Raw genomic sequence first — 18394 nt, 5'->3', positions numbered from 1 at the left:
TGATGTCTAGGTCGATTCCGCGGCGCGCTTGGCGCGCTCTCGCGCGCTGGCGTGCACCGGCGACGATTTCCGAGCACCGGGGCCCGGATGCACATGGACCGCCTTCGCGCTCAGCGGCTCGCCGCATTCCGAGCAGACCATGACAGGGTCGAACATCTTCCCGCAGGTCTTGTGTTCGTGCAGCAACGGCCGGCCGCGCGCATCGACCATGTGGACGTTGCCCCAGTGCACGATCGACATGATGATCGGATAGAGGTCGAGACCCTTCTGCGTCAGGATGTATTCGTAGCGCTTCGGTGCCTCCTGGTAGGGGATCTTGCGCAGCACGCCGAAGCGCACCAGCTTCTTCAGCCGGTCGGCGAGCAGATGCCGTGTGATCCCGAGCGATGCCTGGAAGTCATCGAACCGTCGGATGCGCAGGAAGCATTCGCGCAGGATCAACAGGCTCCAGCGGTCGCCGATCACAGCGACGGTGCGGGCCAGCGAGCACGGCTCCTCCTCGAGGGTATCCCATTTCATCGGCGTCTCCTGCGATCTGCGACGGCATCGCACATAAAATTCTAAAACAGAACTGACGTCATTTCAATAGGATGCCTACGTGGTTGCTGCCGCACGGTCATTGGATGACAAATATCATATTGACAGTTCTAAAATAGAACTTATGGTCCGAACCACGATCAACCGGCGGCAACAGGCGACTGCCGCCCATCGAAGGGAAGGGCGTTCCATGGCTGCTCCGCTCAAGGTCGAATTCCATTTCGATTTCGGAAGCCCCAACGCCTATCTCGCCGAACTCGCGCTGCCTGGGATCGAGAAGCGCACCGGCGTCAAGTTCGACTACATCCCGGTGCTGCTCGGCGGCGTCTACAAGGCGACCGGCAACATGTCGCCCGGCGAGTCGCTGCGCGGGATCAAGAACAAGCCCGAATACAACGCGCTCGAGACGGAGCGCTTCCTGCGTCGCCACAACGTCACGAAGTTCACCATGAACCCGTTCTTTCCGGTGAACACGCTGGCCTTGATGCGCGGCGCGGTGGCCGCGCAGTTCGAGGGCGTGTTTGAGCCCTATTTCCGGGCGGCCTACAACCACATGTGGGTTGAACCCAAGAAGATGGACGACCCGCAGGTCTTCCGCGAGGCATTCCTGTCCTCGGGTATCGACATCGATCGTCTCATCGCCCGCGCCCAACAGGATGACGTCAAGAAGAAACTGATCGACAACACCAGCGACGCGGTCGCGCGCGGTTCGTTCGGATCGCCGACGTTCTATGTCGGCAACGAGATCTTCTTCGGCAAGGACAAGGTGCGCGAAGTCGAGGAAGAGATCGTCGCGCAGCTGGCTGCGGGGCAGCGCAAGACCGCCTGAGCGGGAAAGTCCTCAACACAACAAGCCCGAAGGGCTGCGACAGGGAGGTTTCAGTGCAGGCGCCGATCCAGATTATCGAAGGAAGTGTGGAAGGCTTGCCGAACCGCATCCACGAGGTGATCAATCACTACGTCGTGGCGACGCCAAATCATCCGGCGCTGATCGACGACAAGATGCGGCTGACCTATCGCGAGCTCGATCAGGCGGTCGATCGCGTCGCAGGCGCATTGCAGGCGCTCGGCATCCGCGCCGGCGACCGCATGATGATCGTCAGCGAGAATTCGATTCCGCTGGCCTGCCTGCTGCTGGCGGCGAGCCGGCTTGATGTCTGGTCAATCGTGGTCAATCCGCGGCTGTCGCCGCGGGAGCTGGATCAGATCAGGGATCACAGCGGCGCCCGCCGCGTGCTGCTGACTGCTGACGTCTCGCAAGAGGCAGCCGCGCATGCCGCGCGCTATGAGGCTGCCATTCAGGATGTCGGCCCGCTTCGCGGCGTTGCCGTCACCGGCCTGAACTTAGCGACCACGGCCGAGCCGGTCGAGCCCGACGGCGCAAACCAGGTCGCGGTCCTGATCTACACGTCCGGCACCACCGGTGCGCCGAAGGGCGTGATGCTGACCCATCGCAATCTGCTGTTCAGCGCCCGGGGCACCGCGGGCTTCCGCAAGATGGCGGCCGACGACGTGCAATATTGCGTGCTGCCGATCTCGCATATCGTCGGCATCTCGCTGCTGACAATGACCCTGATGGTCGGCGCCACCGTGCGCCTGGTCGCCAAGTACGATCCGGCCGCGCTGGTCAGGGCGATGGCCGAGGAGGGCATCACGATCCTGAACGGCGTGCCCGCCACCTATCAGCGTCTGCTCGAATACCGGCGCAACGCCGGCCTGCCGAAGCTCGATCGCGGCCGGCTGCGCGTGATCTCGGTGGCCGGCGCGCCGCTCGATCTCGATCTCAAATCCCGGGTCGAGCAGGAGCTCGGGCTGCCGCTGCTCAACGGCTATGGCATCACCGAATGCTCGCCCGGCATCTCCGGCGTCCGGCCCGACAACCCGCGGGCCGACCACGCGGTCGGCACCGTGATGCCGGGCCTCGAGGCAAAACTGGTCGGCCGCGACCTGAAGCCGGTTGCACCGGGCGAAGTCGGCGAGCTGCATGTTCGCGGCCCTAACGTGATGCGCGGCTATTACCGCGCGCCTGATCTGACCGCCAAGGCGATCGACCCCGACGGCTGGTTCAACACCGGCGACCTGGCCCGCTTCGAGAATGACGTCCTGTACATCGTCGGGCGCACCAAGGAGATGATCATCCGCTCCGGGTTCAACGTCTATCCGGCCGAGATCGAGGCGGTGCTGAGCACGCACGACGCCGTGGTGCAGTGCGCCGTGGTCGGCCGGCCGGTCGAGGGCAATGAGGAGGTCATTGCGTTTGTGCAGCTGATCAAGGGGTCGACCACCACCGTGCAGGACCTGATGGCCCATATTGCGCCGCAACTCACCTCGTACAAGCGTCCATCCGAGATTATCCTGATGGACGCGCTGCCTGCGACATCGACGGGCAAGCTCCTGAAGCACAAGCTCGCGGAGTCCCTGCGCAGCTGAGGCTGAGCCGCCGCCGCAAGCCAGTTCACTCAAACAAGACCGGAGTACACCATGCAGAAGAGAAACAAGACGGTCGCCGTCATTGGTGCCGGTGATTTCATCGGCGGAGAGATCGCCAAGAAGTTCGCCTCCGAAGGCTTCACGGTCTTCGCCGGCCGCCGCAACGGCGACAAGCTCGCGCCGCTGGTCAAGGAGATCGAGGCCGCCGGCGGCGAGATCCATGCGCGCTCACTCGATGCGCGCAAGGAGGAGGAGATCATCTCCTTCCTCAACGACGCCGACAAGCATGCGCCGCTGGAGGTCTGCATCTTCAACATCGGTGCCAATGTCAATTTCCCGATTCTGGAGACCACCGAGCGCGTGTTCCGCAAGGTCTGGGAGATGGCCTGCTACTCGGGTTTCCTCGCGGGGCGTGAGGCGGCGCGGCTGATGACGGCGCGTGGAGAGGGCAATATTTTCTTCACCGGCGCGACCGCGTCGCTGCGCGGCGGCAGCGGTTATGCCGCCTTTGCCAGCGCCAAGTTCGGCCTGCGCGCCGTGGCGCAGGCGATGGCGCGCGAGCTCGGACCGAAGAACATCCACGTCGCGCATCTGATCATCGATTCCGGCGTCGACACCGAATGGGTGCGGCAGCGTCGCATCGAGGCGCTCGGCCCGAACGCGCTCGACAATCCCGATCTTTTGATGCCACCGGCTTCGGTCGCGACGTCCTACTGGCAGCTCTACCAGCAGCCGAAGAGTGCCTGGACCTTCGAGCTGGAAATCCGGCCCTTCGGCGAGAAGTGGTAGGGAGCATCACAGATGGAGCTCGCGCTATCCCCTGAAGACGCGGCGTTTCGCGACGAAGTCCGCGCCTTCATCAAGGACAATTATCCGGCGGAGATGCGCGTCCCCAATCCGGAGACCGATCTCTCCAAGGAGCAGATGCTGCTGTGGCATCGCATCCTGCACAACAAGGGATGGATCGCGCCGCTCTGGCCCAAGGAATATGGCGGGCCCGGCTGGTCGATCACCCGCCGCTTCATCTTCGAGCAGGAGACGACGCGCGCCGGCACGATGCCGCCGCTGGCTTTCAGCGTCACCATGGTCGGCCCCGTCATCTATACGTTCGGCAACGCGGCGCAGAAGGCGAAGTTCTTGCCGCGCATCCTGTCCGGCGAGGATTGGTGGTGCCAGGGCTATTCGGAGCCGGGCTCCGGCTCCGACCTCGCCACCGTTCGTACCAAGGCGGTGCGCGACGGCGACCACTACATCGTCAACGGCCACAAGACCTGGACGACGCTCGCGCAGCACGCCGACTGGATCTTCTGCCTGGTCCGCACCGATCCCACGGCGAAACCGCAATCCGGGATATCATTCCTGCTGATCGACATAAAATCGCCGGGCGTCACCGTCCGTCCGATCATCACCATCGACGGCACGCACGAGGTCAACGATGTCTTCCTGGAGGATGTCCGCGTTCCGGTCGAGAATCTGATCGGTGAGGAGAACAAGGGCTGGACCTACGCGAAATTCTTGCTCGGCAACGAGCGCACCAGCATGGCCGGCATCGGCCGCTCGACGCGCTACATCGCGCGGCTGAAGAAGATCGTGAAGGCCGAGATCCCGGAAGACGATCCGGCGCATCTCGAATTCATCAGGGACATCGCCCGCGTCGAGCTCGACGTGCTGGCGCTGGAGGCGACTGAGCTTCGCGTCGTCGCCCAGATGGCGCGTGGGATCGATCCGGGGCCGGCGGCCTCGCTATTCAAGATCCGCGGCACCGAGATATTCCAGGACATCACCGAGCTGACCCATCGGGCGATCGGCAATGACGGCCTTGCGATCCGCGAGCATCCGGTCAGCGCCAACCGCTTCATGCCGGGTCCGGACTACGGCCACACGGCGTCGGAGAAATACCTCAATTCGCGCAAGCTCTCGATCTACGGCGGATCGAACGAAATCCAGCGCAACATCATCGCCAAGGCGGTGCTTGGTCTCTAGGGCGTGATGCTCAAACGAAGACCTGGAGCGCATCGCATTGCGCTCTAGTAGCAGCGGTACGAGAGGATCGGATGGATATCCAGTTCACGGAAGAGCAGGAATTGTTGCGGTCCAGCGTGCAGCGGCTGCTGCGCGACCGGTATGATTTCGACGCGCGCCGCAAGATCGTCGCGAGCGAGGACGGCTTCAGCCGCAAGCATTGGGCCGAGTTCGCCGAGCTTGGCCTGCTCGCCGCGCCATTCTCGGAAGCCGCCGGCGGGCTCGGCGGCGGGCCGCTGTCGACCATGATCATCATGCAGGAGTTCGGCCGCCATCTTGTGGTCGAGCCGTTCGTCGAGACTGTTGTCGTCGCCGGTGGCTTGCTTGACCAGGCAGGCTCTGACGCGAAGAAGCAGGCTTACATTGCCGACATCATCGCTGGATCGAAGCTGTGGGCATTGGCGTGGACCGAGAGGGGCTCGCGCTTCGATCTTGCCACGGTCACCACGACAGCACGCCGCGACGGCAACGACTACGTCCTGACCGGCGAGAAGACGGCGGTGCTGGCCGCACCCTGGGCGGATTATCTGATCGTCTCCGCCCGCACCTCGGGCCATCGCCACGACCGCGGCGGCGTAAGCCTGTTCGTGGTCGATCGCCGCGCCGCCAACCTCGATCTGCAGAGCTTCAGGACGATCGATGGCCGCCGGGCGGCCGAGATCAGCCTGCGCGGCGTACGCGGAGAATTGCTCGGCCGGGAAGGCGAGGGCGTCGCCGCGCTGGAGGCCTGCCGCAACCGGGCCATCGGCGCACTCTGTGCCGAGGCGGTCGGCGCGATCGGCGAGCTGAACGACGCGACGTTGAACTACTCCAAGACGCGCAAGCAGTTCGGCGTCACGATCGGCAGCTTCCAGGTGCTGCAGCACCGGATGGTCGACATGTTCATCGCGCATCAGGAAGCGCTGTCCCTGATGCAGCATCTCAGCCTCAGTCTCAGCGACGACGAGGCCGGCGTCTCCCGGCTCGCTTCGGGTGCCAAGTCCAAGATCGGCTATGCCGGCAAGTTCGTGGCGGATCAAGCGGTGCAGCTGCACGGCGGCATGGGCATGACCGACGAGCTCAATGTCGGCCACTACTTCAAGCGGATTTCCTCCATCAACGTCCAGTTCGGCGATCCCGCCTATCACGTGCTGCGTTTCGCGCAGCTCGACGCGGTCGCATAAGCCAGAGAGGCAAGCATGTCACAGGATGCAGTCATCGTTTCCACCGCGCGCACCGGCGTCGGCAAGGCCTATCGCGGCGCGCTCAACAACACCGACGGCCCCACCCTTGCCGGCCACGTGATGGCCGAAGCCGTCAAGCGCGCCGGCATCGCGCCCGGCGAGGTCGAGGACGTGGTGATGGGCTGCGCCATGCAGCAGGGCACCATGGTGATGAATGTCGCGCGCAAGGGCGCGATCCGGGCTGGACTTCCGGTTACGGTTGCCGGCACCACCATCGACCGGCAATGCGCCTCCGGCCTGCAGGCGATCGCGGTCGCTGCGCGTTCGGTCATGCTCGACGGCGTCGAGATCGCGATTGGCGGCGGCATCGAGTCGATCAGCCTGGTGCAGAACGAGCACATGAACAGGTTCCACGTTGTCGATGACGAGCTGATGGCGATGAAGCCCGAGATGTACATGTCGATGCTGGAGACGGCCGAGGTCGTCGCCGAACGCTACGGGATCGGTCGCGACAAGCAGGATGAATATAGCCTGGAGTGCCAGCGCCGCGTCGGCGCCGCGCTGCAGGGCGGCCGCTTCAACGACGAGATCGTTCCGATCACGACCAGGATGGCTGTGGTGAACAAGGACACCAAGGAAGTCAGCTTCCAGCAGACCACGCTGGCGAAGGATGAAGGCCCGCGACCCGACACCACGGCGGACGGGCTCGCCAAGATCAAGCCGGTGTTCGAGGGCAAGACCATCAGCGCCGGCAACGCCAGCCAGCTCTCCGACGGTGCGTCGGCCTGCGTGATCATGAGCGACAAGATCGCCGCGCAGAAGGGGCTGAAGCCGCTCGGCATCTTCCGCGGCTTCGTCGCCGCCGGCGTCGAGCCGGACGAGATGGGTGTCGGCCCGGTCGCGGCGATCCCGCGGCTGTTGAAGCGGCACAATTTGAAGATCGACGACATCGATCTCTGGGAGCTCAACGAGGCCTATGCCGTGCAGGTGATCTATTGCCGCGACAAGCTCGGCATCGATCCGGACAAGCTCAACGTCAATGGCGGCTCGATCGCGATCGGCCATCCCTATGGCATGACCGGGGCGCGGCTCACCGGCCACCTCCTGATCGAGGGCCGGCGGCGCAAGGCCAAATACGGCGTGGTGACCATGTGCATCGGCGGCGGCATGGGCGCGGCGGGCCTGTTCGAAATCGTCCACTGATCGGAAACGCGGGAGAAATTTGTGAAGACAGCAATCACTGAACTGTTCGGTATCCAGCATCCGATCATCCAGGGCGGCATGCACTATGTCGGCTTCGCCGAGATGGCGGCTGCGGTGTCCAACGCCGGCGGCCTCGGCATCATCACCGGCCTGACCCAGCGGACGCCGGAGCTGCTGGCGAAGGAGATCGCGCGCTGCCGCGACATGACCGACAAGCCGATCGGCGTGAATCTCACCTTCCTGCCGAGCTTCACCGCGCCGCCCTATCCCGAGTATATCGCTGCTATCCGCGAGGGCGGCGTCAAGGCGGTGGAGACCGCGGGCCGCAGCCCGGAACAGTATATGCCGGCGCTGAAGGCTGCCGGCATCAAGGTGATCCACAAATGCACCTCGGTGCGGCATTCGCTGAAGGCCGAGAAGATCGGCTGCGACGCGGTCAGCGTCGACGGCTTCGAATGCGGCGGCCATCCCGGCGAGGACGACATCCCGAACATGATCCTGCTGCCGCGTGCGGCGGACGAGCTGACAATCCCGTTTGTGGCCTCGGGCGGCATGGCCGATGCGCGCAGCCTCGTCGCCGCGCTGTCGATGGGCGCTGCCGGCATGAACATGGGCACGCGCTTCATCGCGACCAAGGAAGCGCCGGTGCATGCCAATGTAAAGCAGGCGCTGCTCGATGCCGACGAGCTCGACACCCGCCTGGTGATGCGCGCGCTGCGCAACACCGAGCGCGTGCTGAAGAACAAGGGCGTCGATGAGCTGCTCGAGATCGAGCGCGAGAAGGGCGCCAGGCTGAAGATCGAGGACATCCACGAGCAGGTCGCCGGCGTCTACCCGAAGGTGATGATCGACGGCGAGATGGATGCCGGTGCGTGGAGCTGCGGCATGGTGGTCGGCCTGATCCACGACATCCCGACCGTCAAGGAGCTGATCGACCGCATCATGACCGAGGCCGAGCAGATCATCCGGCAGCGGCTGACCGGCTTCCTCGACGGCAAGTTTGAAACCACGGCGGCCCGCGCGGTCGCCTGACGGAGAGTGCCATGACCGAGCATGTCAAAGTCGAAATCGCTGCCGGCGTCATGACGCTGACCCTGCAACGGCCCGAGAAGAAGAACGCGCTGACCGGCGCCATGTATGACGCCATGTCGAACGCGCTGAAGCAGGCCGAGGCGGATCCAGCCATCCGCGTGATCCTGTTCCAGGGCGACGGCGACAGCTTTACCGCGGGCAACGACCTGGCCGACTTCGCGAGCCAGGCGCGCGGCGAGAGCGTGGTCGATAGCCCGGCGCATCGCTTCATCGAGACCATCAGCAAGGTCGGCAAGCCGCTGGTCGCAGCCGTGCAGGGCAATGCAGTCGGCGTCGGCACCACCATGCTGCTGCATTGCGACCTGGTCTATCTCGCCGAGACCGCGCGGCTGATCACGCCTTTCGTCAATCTCGCTCTGGTACCGGAAGCCGCGTCGAGCTGGCTGCTTCCCTTAAGGATCGGGCATGCGCGCGCCTATGCGATGTTTGCGCTCGGCGAGCCGATGGACGCGGCGGACGCGCTGGCATCCGGCCTCGCCAATGCCGTGGTGCCGCAGGCCGATCTGCGCAAGAAGGCGCATGACGCGGCGGTAGCGCTGACCAAGCGGCCGGCCGGTTCGCTCAGCATGACCAAGCAGCTGATGCGCGAGCAGCAGCGGATCGCGGCGCAGATCGCCGAGGAGGGCGTGTTGTTCAAGGAGCGATTGACGACACCGGAAGCACGCGAGGCCTTTGCCGCGTTCGCCGAACGGCGCCAGCCTGACTTCACCAAGCTGTCGGCCTGACCGGCAGCTAACTCACGGACACATCGAGGGAGCGAAAAGCATGCGCGTCGTCGGCAGCCATCAATATCCCAGCATGGAATCCGTGATCTACGGCAAGCCGGCAGCCGAAGCGCTGCGCGAGGAGGCCGAACGGCTGGGCGCGAACCGCGTCTACCTGATCGCCAGCCGGACGCTGAACACCACGACCGACGAAATCGAGAAAATCCGCAAAGCGCTCGGCGATCGTCATGCCGCGACCTTCGACGGCGTGCCGCAGCACACGACGCGGGATGTCGTGACCCAGATCGCGCGACAGGCGAGCGAAGCCAGGGCGGACCTCGTCGTCGCGATCGGCGGCGGCTCGGTGGTCGACGCGGCGAAGATCGTGCTGATGTGCATGGAGCACGCGATCTTCGAACCGGCGGGGCTCGACGGCTTCGAGACCACGCCGGACCGCCGGTTCGGACCGTTCCGCACGCCAAAGGTTCGGATGATCGCGATTCCCAGCACGCTTTCGGGCGGCGAGTACAATTCCGGCGCGCTGGTCACCGACACCGGCCGCAAGCTCAAGCAGATATTCAATCACCCGATGATGATGCCGCGCAGCATCATCCTCGATCCCGCGATCACCAAATATACGCCGGAGAAGCTTTGGCTCGGCTCCGGCACGCGCGCGATGGATCACGGCATCGAGGCGATCTGCTCGAGCCGGCCCAACGTGCTGGTCGACGCGGTGTGCCAGCAGGGACTGCGCTATCTGCATGACGGCCTGCTGCGCACCAAGGCCAATCCCGGCGACGAGGCGGCGCGGCTGAGCTGCCAGCTGGGCTCGTGGCTGTCGGCTTTCGGACTGCAGTCGCGGGTGCCGATGGGCGCGAGCCACGCCATCGGCCATGTGCTCGGCGGCACCTGCGACGTCCCGCATTATTTCTGCACGGCAGTGATGATGCCGAGCGTGCTGCGCTACAACCGTCCCGCGACGGAAACGGCCCAGCAAGCGATCGCCGCCGCGCTCGGTGCGCCCGGCCGCGACGCAAGCGAAGCGTTCGCCGGCTTCATCGCGGAGCTCGGCCTGCCGCGGCGGCTGGCCGATGTCGGCGTCGGTGAAGACCGCTTCGAGCTGATCGGCCGGAACGCCATGCTGTCGATCTTCACCCGCACCAACCCGCAGCCGATCCGCGAGCCCGGCGACGTCGTCAAGATCCTGAAGCTGGCCGCCTGAGGCAACAGCACACGGAGCAGCCCATCATGGCCGCCTTGCGCATCTTCTCCTATCTGCCGAACCCGCGGGTTTGGAAGGCAACCATTGCAGCGCGGTTCTGCGGCGTCGACGTCGAGGTCAGAGGCGCCTCCGGCAAGGAATTGCGCGACTGGCTGTGGGACTACGATGCCCGTCCGCTGGCCGAGCAGGAGCGCGCTGGGCTTGCTTCGCTCGCGCGAACCGGCCGGGTCGGACTGACCGGCGCGCAGCTCTTCAAGACCGATGCGTTCATGGAAGCGCAACCGTTCGGCAATGTGCCGGCCGCGTTCGGCGCCGACGGCAAGGTCGGAATCTTCGAATCGAACAGCATCATGCGGGCCGTGGCGCGGCTCGGCGAGGCGAAGTTCCCGCTCTACGGACGTGACGCCTACGAGGCGTCCAGGATCGACAGCTTTCTCGACGTCAGCCTGGTGTTTGCGCGGGACACGCAGATCTACCTGCTCGCGCTGTCGGGCGGCACGGTCGATGCGGCCATTCATGCCCGCGCCAAGGACGCGTTCGCGATCTATGCCTCGGGGATTGAGCAGGCATTGTCGCCGCGGCGGGAGGCGCTGGTCGGGAACGACATCTCGATCGCCGACATCTGCCTTGCCGCCGAGCTCGCGCTGTTCATGAACGAGCACGGACGGACCGAGCAACTGCGCAAGCAGAGGCTGGAGAAGATATTGCATCCCGGCGTACGGGACGAATATCCGCTGATGTTTACTCACTTTGCCCGGCTGGTCGAGCACGAGCATGTCAGGCCGGACCTCAAGCCCTACGTCGAGAAGCTGCTATCGAAGGCGGCCGCCTGATCTCGAGAACAACTGGCTGCAACGCGGAGGATTGACTGCATGACCGCACCTGTCTGTCTGATATCCGGCGTTGGGCCCGGCACCGGTTCGGCGCTCGCCCTGAGGTTCGCCGAAGGCGGCTATCGGGTCGCGCTTCTCGCCAGGAACGAGGAGCGCCTCGCCGCGCTTGAGAAGCAGTTGCCGGGCGCCAAGGCCTATCGATGCGATGTGTCCGATCCGGTGCAGGTCGAAACGGTCGCGTCGGCCGTGGAGCGCGATCTCGGCCATCCCAGTGTCGTGATCCACAACGCCGTCGGCGGCGCGTTCGGTACCTTCCGCGAGATCGATCCGCAGATTCTCAATCGCAACTTCCAGGTCAACACGATGGGCCTGTTGTACCTGGCGCGGCGGTTTGCTCCGGCGATGATCAGCGCCGGCAAGGGCGCCATCGTCGCGACCGGCAACACCTCGGCATTGCGCGGCAAGGCCGGTTTCGCGGGGTTCGCGCCGACCAAGGCGGCGCAGCGCATTCTGGCCGAGGCAATGGCGCGCGACCTCGGGCCGCAGGGCGTCCACGTCGCCTATCTCGTGATCGACGCGGTGATCGATCTGGAATGGACGCGGAAGCGCTGGCCGGAGCGGCCGGACGACTTCTTCATCAAGCCGCAGGCGATTGCGGACGAGGTCTGGCACGTTGCCCATCAGGACCGCAGCGCGTGGTCGTTCAACGTCGAGATCAGGCCGTTCGGCGAAGCCTGGTAGGCGCCGCGCGGCGCTCGCAACAGCCGGTCAATTCATAAGAGTTCAGGGGGAGTTCATGTCGTTGAAAACGTTTGCTGTGTCCATTGCGATACTCGCGGCCGTTGCCGCTACTGTGGTCCGCGCGGAAACGCCCGGCGTCTCGGAATCGGAAATCAGGATCGGGGCGACATTCCCGTTCAGCGGCCCGGCATCCCCGCTCAGCAATACCGGCAAGGGCCTCATCGCCTACGTCCATTCCATCAATGATCGCGGCGGCATCAATGGCCGCAAGATCAACCTCATCACCTATGACGATGCCTATTCGCCGCCCAAGGCGGTGGAGCAGACCCGCAAGCTGATCGAGAGCGACGAGGTGGCGTTCCTGTTCAGCCCGCTGGGGACGCCCGGCATCGGCGCAACCATCAAATACGTGACCGCGAAGAAGGTGCCGCACCTCTTCGTCGTCAGCGGTGTGACCAAGTTTGCGAACTTCGCCGAGTTTCCGCTGACGACCACCGGGCTGCCGAGCTACAACACCGAAGGAAAGATCTACGCCAAATACATTGCCCAGACGGCGCCCGACGCGAAGATCGCGATCCTCTACCAGAACGACGATCTCGGCCGTGACTTCGTGGCCGCGTTCAAGGAAACCCTGAAGGGCGAGTTCGACAGGAAGGTGGTGACGTCTCCCTATGAGGTCACCGAGCCTACGATCGAATCCCGCGTGGTGACGCTGAAGGCGTCGGGGGCCCAGGCATTCCTGATCGCCGGCACGCCGAAATTCGCCGCGCAAGCGATCAAGAAGGCAAGCGAGATCGGCTGGACGCCGCTCACCATCGTGAATTACGTGTCGAGCTCGGTGTCCTCGACCATCGTGCCGGCTGGCGCGGACAAGGCGGTCGGCGTCGTCGTGGCGACCATCGCGAAGGATCCGAACGACAAGAGGTGGGCTGACGATCCCGGCATCAAATGGTATCGCGCCCACTTCGAGAAGTATCTTCCGGGTGCCGATATCGGCGACAGCAACTATCTGTTCGGGACCCAGCAGGGCCAGATCCTGGAGCAGATGCTGAAGCAGTGCGGCGACGACCTGTCGCGCGAGAACATCGTGAAGCAGGCGCGCAGCATCAAGGGGCTTGTGCTGCCGACGCTGATGCCGGGCATCACGGTCAACACTGGGCCCGACAACAGCATGGCCTATACGCAGCTTCAGCTGCAGCGCTGGACAGGGAGCTCCTGGGAGCAGTTCGGCGGCGTGCTGAGCGCCGAGCCGAACTGAGCCGTCGCAAGGATGACTAACGCGTCGTGCTAGAGGAGCCGTCGTGCGATCGGCTTCGCCAGCGTGTTATGCCAACCCCATTGCGATGATTGGCCGCCCGATCGCAGGCTCGCCAGGAACGCCGTGGTCTTCGGCTGCACCCGCGAGCCGTCGATCACCTCGAGCTGGCCGCACCGGTTGAGCGTGTGGAGCTTGCGCCCGGTCCATTGCGGCCCGGGCTTGAGCAGATGCCGGACGGCCTGCTTGTAGGTCGTCGGCGACAGCTCGAGCACCTCCGCAAGTCCGAGCGCCGCGCCGTATCCGTTGGTGCAGTCCTGCACCGGCCGCCACAGCTTTCCATCGACGGTCACGAAGTTTCCGGCCGGCCGCGTGGTCGCGCGATCCATCAGGATCGGATTGGCCGCGTGCGGTTGCCAGGGGCCGAGCAATTGCCCGGCGTAGTAGATCGCCAGCGTGTCGGAATAGCCGCCGGTGCCGTCGCGCCAGGCCCCGAACATGTAGTGCAGGCCGTTATGCTGCGTGATGGTCACGTCGGCAAGTTCGAGGCCGGACAGCAGCGTTGAGTGCCGCTCCCACTTGTCCGGAAAGCGGATGCATTTGTAGATCGGAACGTCGCGATGCGCGGTGCTTTCCGGGATCATCCAGAGTTCGCCGCCATCCTCGATCAGGAACGGGTAGGACAGATGCCAGGGCTCTTCGAGCACCGGCATCACCGTGCCGATCGGCCCGCTGCCGTCGAATTCGATCGCGGAAATGATGCCCTTGCCGGTCCGATGGTCGAGGTCCTCGAAGAACACGAAGGTCCTGCCCTGCCATTGCACCGGGAAAGGATCGGCATAGAAGTGGTTGCCGGGATCGCCGAGCACGTTCCAGGCAGGTCCCGACAGGTCGCCGGTGCGCCAGGTATCCGTATTCCCGGCGAAGCGCCAGCCGACATGCCAATGCGGCGCGTAGCAGCACAGGCGATAGATCTCCTTCGCGATCGAAGTCGCCACGCCGCGCAGGATAAAGGGCGCGGGATTTCGCGGTGCGCTGCCATTCGCCGGAGCGGCCAATTGCGGCACCAGCCGCGGAGCTCCTGACAGTATCGGCGGCAGCATCGACAGCGTGCGTGCCATCACCGTTTCGAGCCCGCCGCTCAGGCCGGCCGCGGTTTCCGCCGAGGGATGGCCGCGGTCCATCACCGAGCCGTCGAGCTCATTGACGATTTCGATCACCGGCAGATCGCCGGCGAGAACGGCCGAGAGTAGCGCACTCTCCCCCGCGTGCCCGTTGAATCGCGGACGGAGATAGAGCTTGGCGGAGCAGTCCGGATCCCGTGCGGCAGTGGTGAAGTCGACCACCACGTCGGGCTTGCCGGCGCGCGGACACTCCGGATTCGCATTCAGCCGGTCTGCCTCGCTGGTCTTGCCCCTGCGCAGGATGATGCGCTCGAGCTCGAACAGCATGTCGAGGCCGGCGGGTCGAGGCTCCGGCGTCGTGGTCCAGGCGATTTGAACGGGAATATCCTGATCGTTGACGCGCAACGACTCGCGGCACATCCAGAGCCGCGGCTGCGCGCGGTCGCAGCGAAACTCGATAATCATGGCCAGCCCAACTTCCTAGTGCGCGTCCGCTCCCACGGCATCGCCGAGAATGCGGACGTATTCCTCTATCATGGCATCCAACGAATAACGCGACTTCAGGCCCACGGCGCTTTGCCGCAGCTGGTCGCTCAACACACGATCTGTCAGGACCATCGATACGGCGGCCGAGAATTCGGCCTCGTTCGAAGCGTCAACGAATACCGCGGCAGGCTGTCCCTGGTAGGACAGCACCTCGCGCAGCACGGGGAGGTCGTTGACGACGCAGGGAATGCCGGCGCTGGCGGCTTCGACCGCGGCAAGGCCGAAGGTTTCGGCCTGCGTGGGGAATACGAAGACGTCGAGGCAGGCCAGAAAATCGGCCATCTGGCGCGGTGCAATCTCGCCGATGAAGTGCACCCGGTCCGAGACATCAAGCTCGTCCGCCAGGGCTCTCAGCCGCCCTTCATCCGCGCCCTGGCCGGCGAGCGCAAGGTGCCAGGATGGATCGGCAGCCAGCAGGCGAATGGCCGCATCGAGCCGCTTGTGCGGGTGCAGCCGTGCCGCGCAGCCGAGCAGGGTGCGATCCGGCGGCAGCTTGAACTGTTGCCGCGCAACGTCCTTCGGCAGGCTGTGCGACTTGTCATCGAAGCCGTGCGGGACGTGCTTCATGCGCGATCGATACGGAGCCGGATAGCGCGCATATTCGCGCTCCATGTCCCGCGAGTTCAGTGTGATGCAGTGGAAGAAACCGGTAGAGCCCATGATGATGTCGGCCGCGCGCACCGGCATGCTCATCGACAGCGCCGAGGATACCTGGTTGGCGATCACGGGGGCGCGGCTGACGAGGCGCGACACGCCTCCGCCGATCACATTGCCGAAGTGCTGGAAAGTCAGGACGACATCGGGCTTGATGGTCCTGAGATGACCGGCGAGCGCCCACAGCATGCGCAGCAAGGCCACCGGATTTCCCGGACGGGTCTGCGCGCAATAGAACGTATTGGGCGGCTCGTCGAAGGAATCCGATTTGCGGAAGAAGAACAGGTTGGCGACGTCGTAGCCGCGTGCGGTGAGGCCGGCGCCGAGCAGCCGCGAGATCTCCTGCGCGCCGGCGTTCTCGGCCTGGGTCTGCACCAGGACAACACGCAGCTTTCGCTTGCTCTCGTGCGGTCGATCGCGTGATGCGGTCGATGCCTCGCGCAATTCTGTGCCTGGCGTGTGCTGGAGCACGGATTCCTCACCGGTCGAAGGGGCGGATTCGGCCCCTTCATTTTTGCGCGCGTAGCTATCACGCGAAGCGCGCTCGTGCATCGAGTGGCGCGTGTTGAGGTTACTGCTCATTTAGCAATCAGACATGTGTCGGCAATCGAGAGCTATTATCTCACAGATAGGGTACAGCCGGCTCGTTAACTAATTGGTTACGGCAACGCGAAGAGGGGGTAACCGGCGATTAACCATAGATATTTACGTTGGAGCAGTACTGTCAGTTGAATTCGAGTCAGAACCCATGAAGTTCGGTAGCCGGATAGGCCCGAGACGTTCCGAAGCCACGGAACCCGCAGCGTCGTGGGAAACTGCCGGCATGCCGGCTGGCCAATCTTCGGCGGAAACCACCAAGGGCGTGCTTAGCATTCCGGGCGTGTTGGCTTTTTTTCGCGAGAAGGGTCAACGCATTCTAATGCTGGCCGCGGTCATCTTCGCGGTCGGTATCATCCTGTTGATGTTGATCCCGGCGCGTTACGCCGCCACGGCGCTTGTCGTCGTCGACCCGCGCGAGCAGCGCGTCACCGCCGATCAGGACGTCCTGCCCGGCATCGGTCAAGATGCCGCAGCGCTGCAAAGCTACGTCGAGATCGCCAAGTCCGATGGATTTCTCGGGCCGCTGATCGATCAGCTCAAGGTCGCCGAGGACAACGACATCTCCGGCGGCAAGACCGACACGACGCGTCTGCTCGACCGGTTTCGCAACCGGCTTGATATCTCAAGGCGCGGACTAACCTATGTTATCGCCATCAAGTTCACGTCCAACAGTCCGCAGCGCGCGGCGTACTACGCCAATGCGGTGGCCGAGGCGTTCGTCGCCAGCCAGCGCGGGACGCGCAGCGTGGCAACCGACGAGGCCGCCGACTGGCTGAAGAGCCGGCTGAAGACATTGAACGACCGGCTGCGGTCGTCGGAAGATGCCGTCGCCAAGTTCAAGCTCGAGCACCGGATCGTCAACGCCGGCAAGGAATCCACCACGCAGCAATTGCGCGTCACCGACCTGACGCAGCAGGTTGCCGCGGCGCGCGCCCGTGCCGAGGAGGCCAAGTCGCGCTATGAGCAGCTGCAACGCGACCTGAAGGCCAATGTCGACGGGCCGGTCAAGCAGGACCTGCTGAGCGCGCTGCGCGCCCAGCGCTCCGCGCTCAACGACCAGATTGCGCAGAAGCGCGGGGTGCTCGGCGATCGTCATCCCGACCTCGTGATGGCGCTCAGCCAGTTGAGCGATCTCAACCGGCAGATCGAGATCGAGCGCAAGAAGAACATCGACACCGCGAAGTCGGAATACGAGGCGCAGCGCGACCAGCAGAAGGCGCTCGAAGACCAGCTGAAGGCGGCCGAGCAGCAGATCCTTGTCGATGGCCAAGCGCTCGTCAAGCTGCAGGAATTGCAGCGCGATGCCGATGCCAACAAGAATATCTACGAGCAGTTCCTGTCGCGCTACAGGACGACCGACGAGCAGCGCGGTCTTCAGAACTCGCAGACCAAGGTGGCATCGCCCGCGACGCCGCCGGTGCGTTCGACGCTTCCGCCGCTTCCTCTGTTGCTCGTCGCGCTCGCGATCGTCTCGCTGTTGACGTCGACGGCGATCGTCGCCGTGCCCGGTCTGGATCTGAAGCAGCTCCCCATCAAAAGCATTGCGCCGCTTCGCCGCGCCGATGCGCCCGCACCGACACCGGCCGCGCCGCAATCTGCGTTGCCGCCGGGATTGCCGGTGCTGGCCCGCATTCCGAACATGGTGTCGTCAGATGCCGTCAGGAGCGTCTGGCAGACCCCGATTTCGACGGCGGCCGAGCCCGATCTCAGTCCGCATCTTCAGTTGCTGATCGAGAACATCGAGCAGCTTCCGGGTGAGCACGGCAAGGTGGCGCTGCTGCTGTCGGTCGAGACCGGTGCGGGCGGCAGCACCGTCGCACGGTCGCTCAACCGGTCCGCCGTCAAGAACGGGATGCTCAGCGTCCTGATCGAGATGGAAACCAGCCGCGCCGAAGCCGCGCCGCCGCAAGGCGCGGGGACCGTCAAGGCCAATCTGCCGTCGGTCGTCGAACTGCTGGGCGCCAGCAGCAAGGCGCCGCCCTATCCGCAGGACGACATTCGTGCCGATTTCGGCCTGATCATCGTCGACGCATCGTCGCTTGCCATGCAGCCGGCCGCGGTCGCGCTGGCCGCCCAAGCTGACCTCGTGATCCTCGTGGTTCGAGAGGGCGCCGCCAACCCGGCTGCGATCGGCAAGGCGCGGGCCGATCTGTCCAGGTTCGGTTCGGTCCCGATTGCGCTCGTCGTCAATCGCGTGGCGGCCAATGCCGCGGTCAGCAACCCTGAGCGCGAAGCCCTGGGATTGGCAAGCTGAAGGTCTAGATTCGC

The 18394-nt window shown here is 64.6% G+C and carries 16 protein-coding genes; 13 read left to right on the top strand and 3 right to left on the bottom strand.

The features are described 5' to 3' along the window. Positions 1–6: 6 nt before the first annotated feature. Positions 7–519: a winged helix-turn-helix transcriptional regulator gene (locus tag AC066Y_RS29515; protein ID WP_176529401.1), complete on the bottom strand. Its 513-nt coding sequence runs from the start codon at positions 517–519 to the stop codon at positions 7–9. A 208-nt stretch (positions 520–727) separates the two neighbouring features. On the opposite strand from AC066Y_RS29515, the gene AC066Y_RS29510 reads away from it, so the two are divergent. The 12 genes from AC066Y_RS29510 to AC066Y_RS29455 all read left to right on the top strand — a co-directional run bounded on the left by AC066Y_RS29510 (position 728) and on the right by AC066Y_RS29455 (position 13205). Continuing rightward, positions 728–1366: a 2-hydroxychromene-2-carboxylate isomerase gene (locus AC066Y_RS29510; RefSeq protein ID WP_092116716.1), complete on the top strand. Its 639-nt coding sequence runs from the start codon at positions 728–730 to the stop codon at positions 1364–1366. 53 nt (positions 1367–1419) lie between these two features. Further along, positions 1420–2967, top strand: coding sequence for a class I adenylate-forming enzyme family protein (locus AC066Y_RS29505; protein WP_478276935.1), 1548 nt, complete (start codon positions 1420–1422; stop codon positions 2965–2967). Between the two features lie 51 nt (positions 2968–3018). Then, on the top strand, positions 3019–3756 hold the full coding sequence (locus tag AC066Y_RS29500) for an SDR family oxidoreductase (protein ID WP_092116714.1): 738 nt from the start codon (positions 3019–3021) through the stop codon (positions 3754–3756). A 12-nt stretch (positions 3757–3768) separates the two neighbouring features. After that, positions 3769–4950 carry an acyl-CoA dehydrogenase family protein gene (locus tag AC066Y_RS29495; protein ID WP_478276934.1) on the top strand — a complete coding sequence of 394 codons (1182 nt, stop codon included), beginning with the start codon at positions 3769–3771 and terminating at the stop codon, positions 4948–4950. A 71-nt stretch (positions 4951–5021) separates the two neighbouring features. After that, on the top strand, positions 5022–6152 hold the full coding sequence (locus tag AC066Y_RS29490) for an acyl-CoA dehydrogenase family protein (RefSeq protein ID WP_478276933.1): 1131 nt from the start codon (positions 5022–5024) through the stop codon (positions 6150–6152). A gap of 15 nt (positions 6153–6167) precedes the next feature. After that, positions 6168–7355 (top strand): acetyl-CoA C-acyltransferase, encoded by a 1188-nt coding sequence (locus AC066Y_RS29485; protein WP_478276932.1) that lies wholly within the window; start codon positions 6168–6170, stop codon positions 7353–7355. Positions 7356–7376: 21 nt separating this feature from the next. Then, positions 7377–8387 carry an NAD(P)H-dependent flavin oxidoreductase gene (locus tag AC066Y_RS29480; protein ID WP_478276931.1) on the top strand — a complete coding sequence of 337 codons (1011 nt, stop codon included), beginning with the start codon at positions 7377–7379 and terminating at the stop codon, positions 8385–8387. Positions 8388–8398: 11 nt separating this feature from the next. Beyond that, positions 8399–9172, top strand: a complete 774-nt coding sequence (locus AC066Y_RS29475; RefSeq protein WP_478276930.1) for an enoyl-CoA hydratase-related protein — start codon at positions 8399–8401, stop codon at positions 9170–9172. A 40-nt stretch (positions 9173–9212) separates the two neighbouring features. Then, positions 9213–10373, top strand: coding sequence for an iron-containing alcohol dehydrogenase (locus AC066Y_RS29470; protein ID WP_478276929.1), 1161 nt, complete (start codon positions 9213–9215; stop codon positions 10371–10373). 26 nt (positions 10374–10399) lie between these two features. After that, positions 10400–11206, top strand: a complete 807-nt coding sequence (locus AC066Y_RS29465) for a glutathione S-transferase family protein (protein ID WP_478276928.1) — start codon at positions 10400–10402, stop codon at positions 11204–11206. A 39-nt stretch (positions 11207–11245) separates the two neighbouring features. Beyond that, positions 11246–11947, top strand: coding sequence for an SDR family NAD(P)-dependent oxidoreductase (locus tag AC066Y_RS29460; RefSeq protein WP_478276927.1), 702 nt, complete (start codon positions 11246–11248; stop codon positions 11945–11947). 55 nt (positions 11948–12002) lie between these two features. Further along, positions 12003–13205 (top strand): ABC transporter substrate-binding protein, encoded by a 1203-nt coding sequence (locus AC066Y_RS29455; protein WP_478276926.1) that lies wholly within the window; start codon positions 12003–12005, stop codon positions 13203–13205. A 29-nt stretch (positions 13206–13234) separates the two neighbouring features. Here the strand turns inward: AC066Y_RS29455 and AC066Y_RS29450 are convergent, their stop codons facing one another. Together AC066Y_RS29450 and AC066Y_RS29445 are read right to left on the bottom strand one after the other, a co-directional pair. Then, on the bottom strand, positions 13235–14791 hold the full coding sequence (locus AC066Y_RS29450; protein WP_478276925.1) for a glucosamine inositolphosphorylceramide transferase family protein: 1557 nt from the start codon (positions 14789–14791) through the stop codon (positions 13235–13237). A gap of 15 nt (positions 14792–14806) precedes the next feature. Next, positions 14807–16108 carry a glycosyltransferase family 4 protein gene (locus AC066Y_RS29445; RefSeq protein WP_478276924.1) on the bottom strand — a complete coding sequence of 434 codons (1302 nt, stop codon included), beginning with the start codon at positions 16106–16108 and terminating at the stop codon, positions 14807–14809. Between the two features lie 166 nt (positions 16109–16274). On the opposite strand from AC066Y_RS29445, the gene AC066Y_RS29440 reads away from it, so the two are divergent. Beyond that, on the top strand, positions 16275–18380 hold the full coding sequence (locus AC066Y_RS29440) for a GumC family protein (protein ID WP_478276923.1): 2106 nt from the start codon (positions 16275–16277) through the stop codon (positions 18378–18380). Positions 18381–18394 lie beyond the last annotated feature (14 nt).

The organism is Bradyrhizobium sp. USDA3010 (genome assembly GCF_056429065.1).
This window is presented reverse-complemented; position numbering and strand designations above follow the sequence as displayed.

Bases quoted from the DNA above. Each gene is read 5' to 3' on its own strand.
- AC066Y_RS29440 (WP_478276923.1), top strand. From the start codon at position 16,275: ATGAAGTTCGGTAGCCGGATAGGCCCGAGACGTTCCGAAGCCACGGAA.
- AC066Y_RS29485 (WP_478276932.1), top strand. From the start codon at position 6,168: ATGTCACAGGATGCAGTCATCGTTTCCACCGCGCGCACCGGCGTCGGC.
- AC066Y_RS29495 (WP_478276934.1), top strand. From the start codon at position 3,769: ATGGAGCTCGCGCTATCCCCTGAAGACGCGGCGTTTCGCGACGAAGTC.
- AC066Y_RS29445 (WP_478276924.1), bottom strand. From the start codon at position 16,108: ATGAGCAGTAACCTCAACACGCGCCACTCGATGCACGAGCGCGCTTCG.
- AC066Y_RS29490 (WP_478276933.1), top strand. From the start codon at position 5,022: ATGGATATCCAGTTCACGGAAGAGCAGGAATTGTTGCGGTCCAGCGTG.
- AC066Y_RS29515 (WP_176529401.1), bottom strand. From the start codon at position 519: ATGAAATGGGATACCCTCGAGGAGGAGCCGTGCTCGCTGGCCCGCACC.
- AC066Y_RS29510 (WP_092116716.1), top strand. From the start codon at position 728: ATGGCTGCTCCGCTCAAGGTCGAATTCCATTTCGATTTCGGAAGCCCC.
- AC066Y_RS29470 (WP_478276929.1), top strand. From the start codon at position 9,213: ATGCGCGTCGTCGGCAGCCATCAATATCCCAGCATGGAATCCGTGATC.
- AC066Y_RS29450 (WP_478276925.1), bottom strand. From the start codon at position 14,791: ATGATTATCGAGTTTCGCTGCGACCGCGCGCAGCCGCGGCTCTGGATG.
- AC066Y_RS29460 (WP_478276927.1), top strand. From the start codon at position 11,246: ATGACCGCACCTGTCTGTCTGATATCCGGCGTTGGGCCCGGCACCGGT.
- AC066Y_RS29500 (WP_092116714.1), top strand. From the start codon at position 3,019: ATGCAGAAGAGAAACAAGACGGTCGCCGTCATTGGTGCCGGTGATTTC.
- AC066Y_RS29455 (WP_478276926.1), top strand. From the start codon at position 12,003: ATGTCGTTGAAAACGTTTGCTGTGTCCATTGCGATACTCGCGGCCGTT.
- AC066Y_RS29475 (WP_478276930.1), top strand. From the start codon at position 8,399: ATGACCGAGCATGTCAAAGTCGAAATCGCTGCCGGCGTCATGACGCTG.
- AC066Y_RS29465 (WP_478276928.1), top strand. From the start codon at position 10,400: ATGGCCGCCTTGCGCATCTTCTCCTATCTGCCGAACCCGCGGGTTTGG.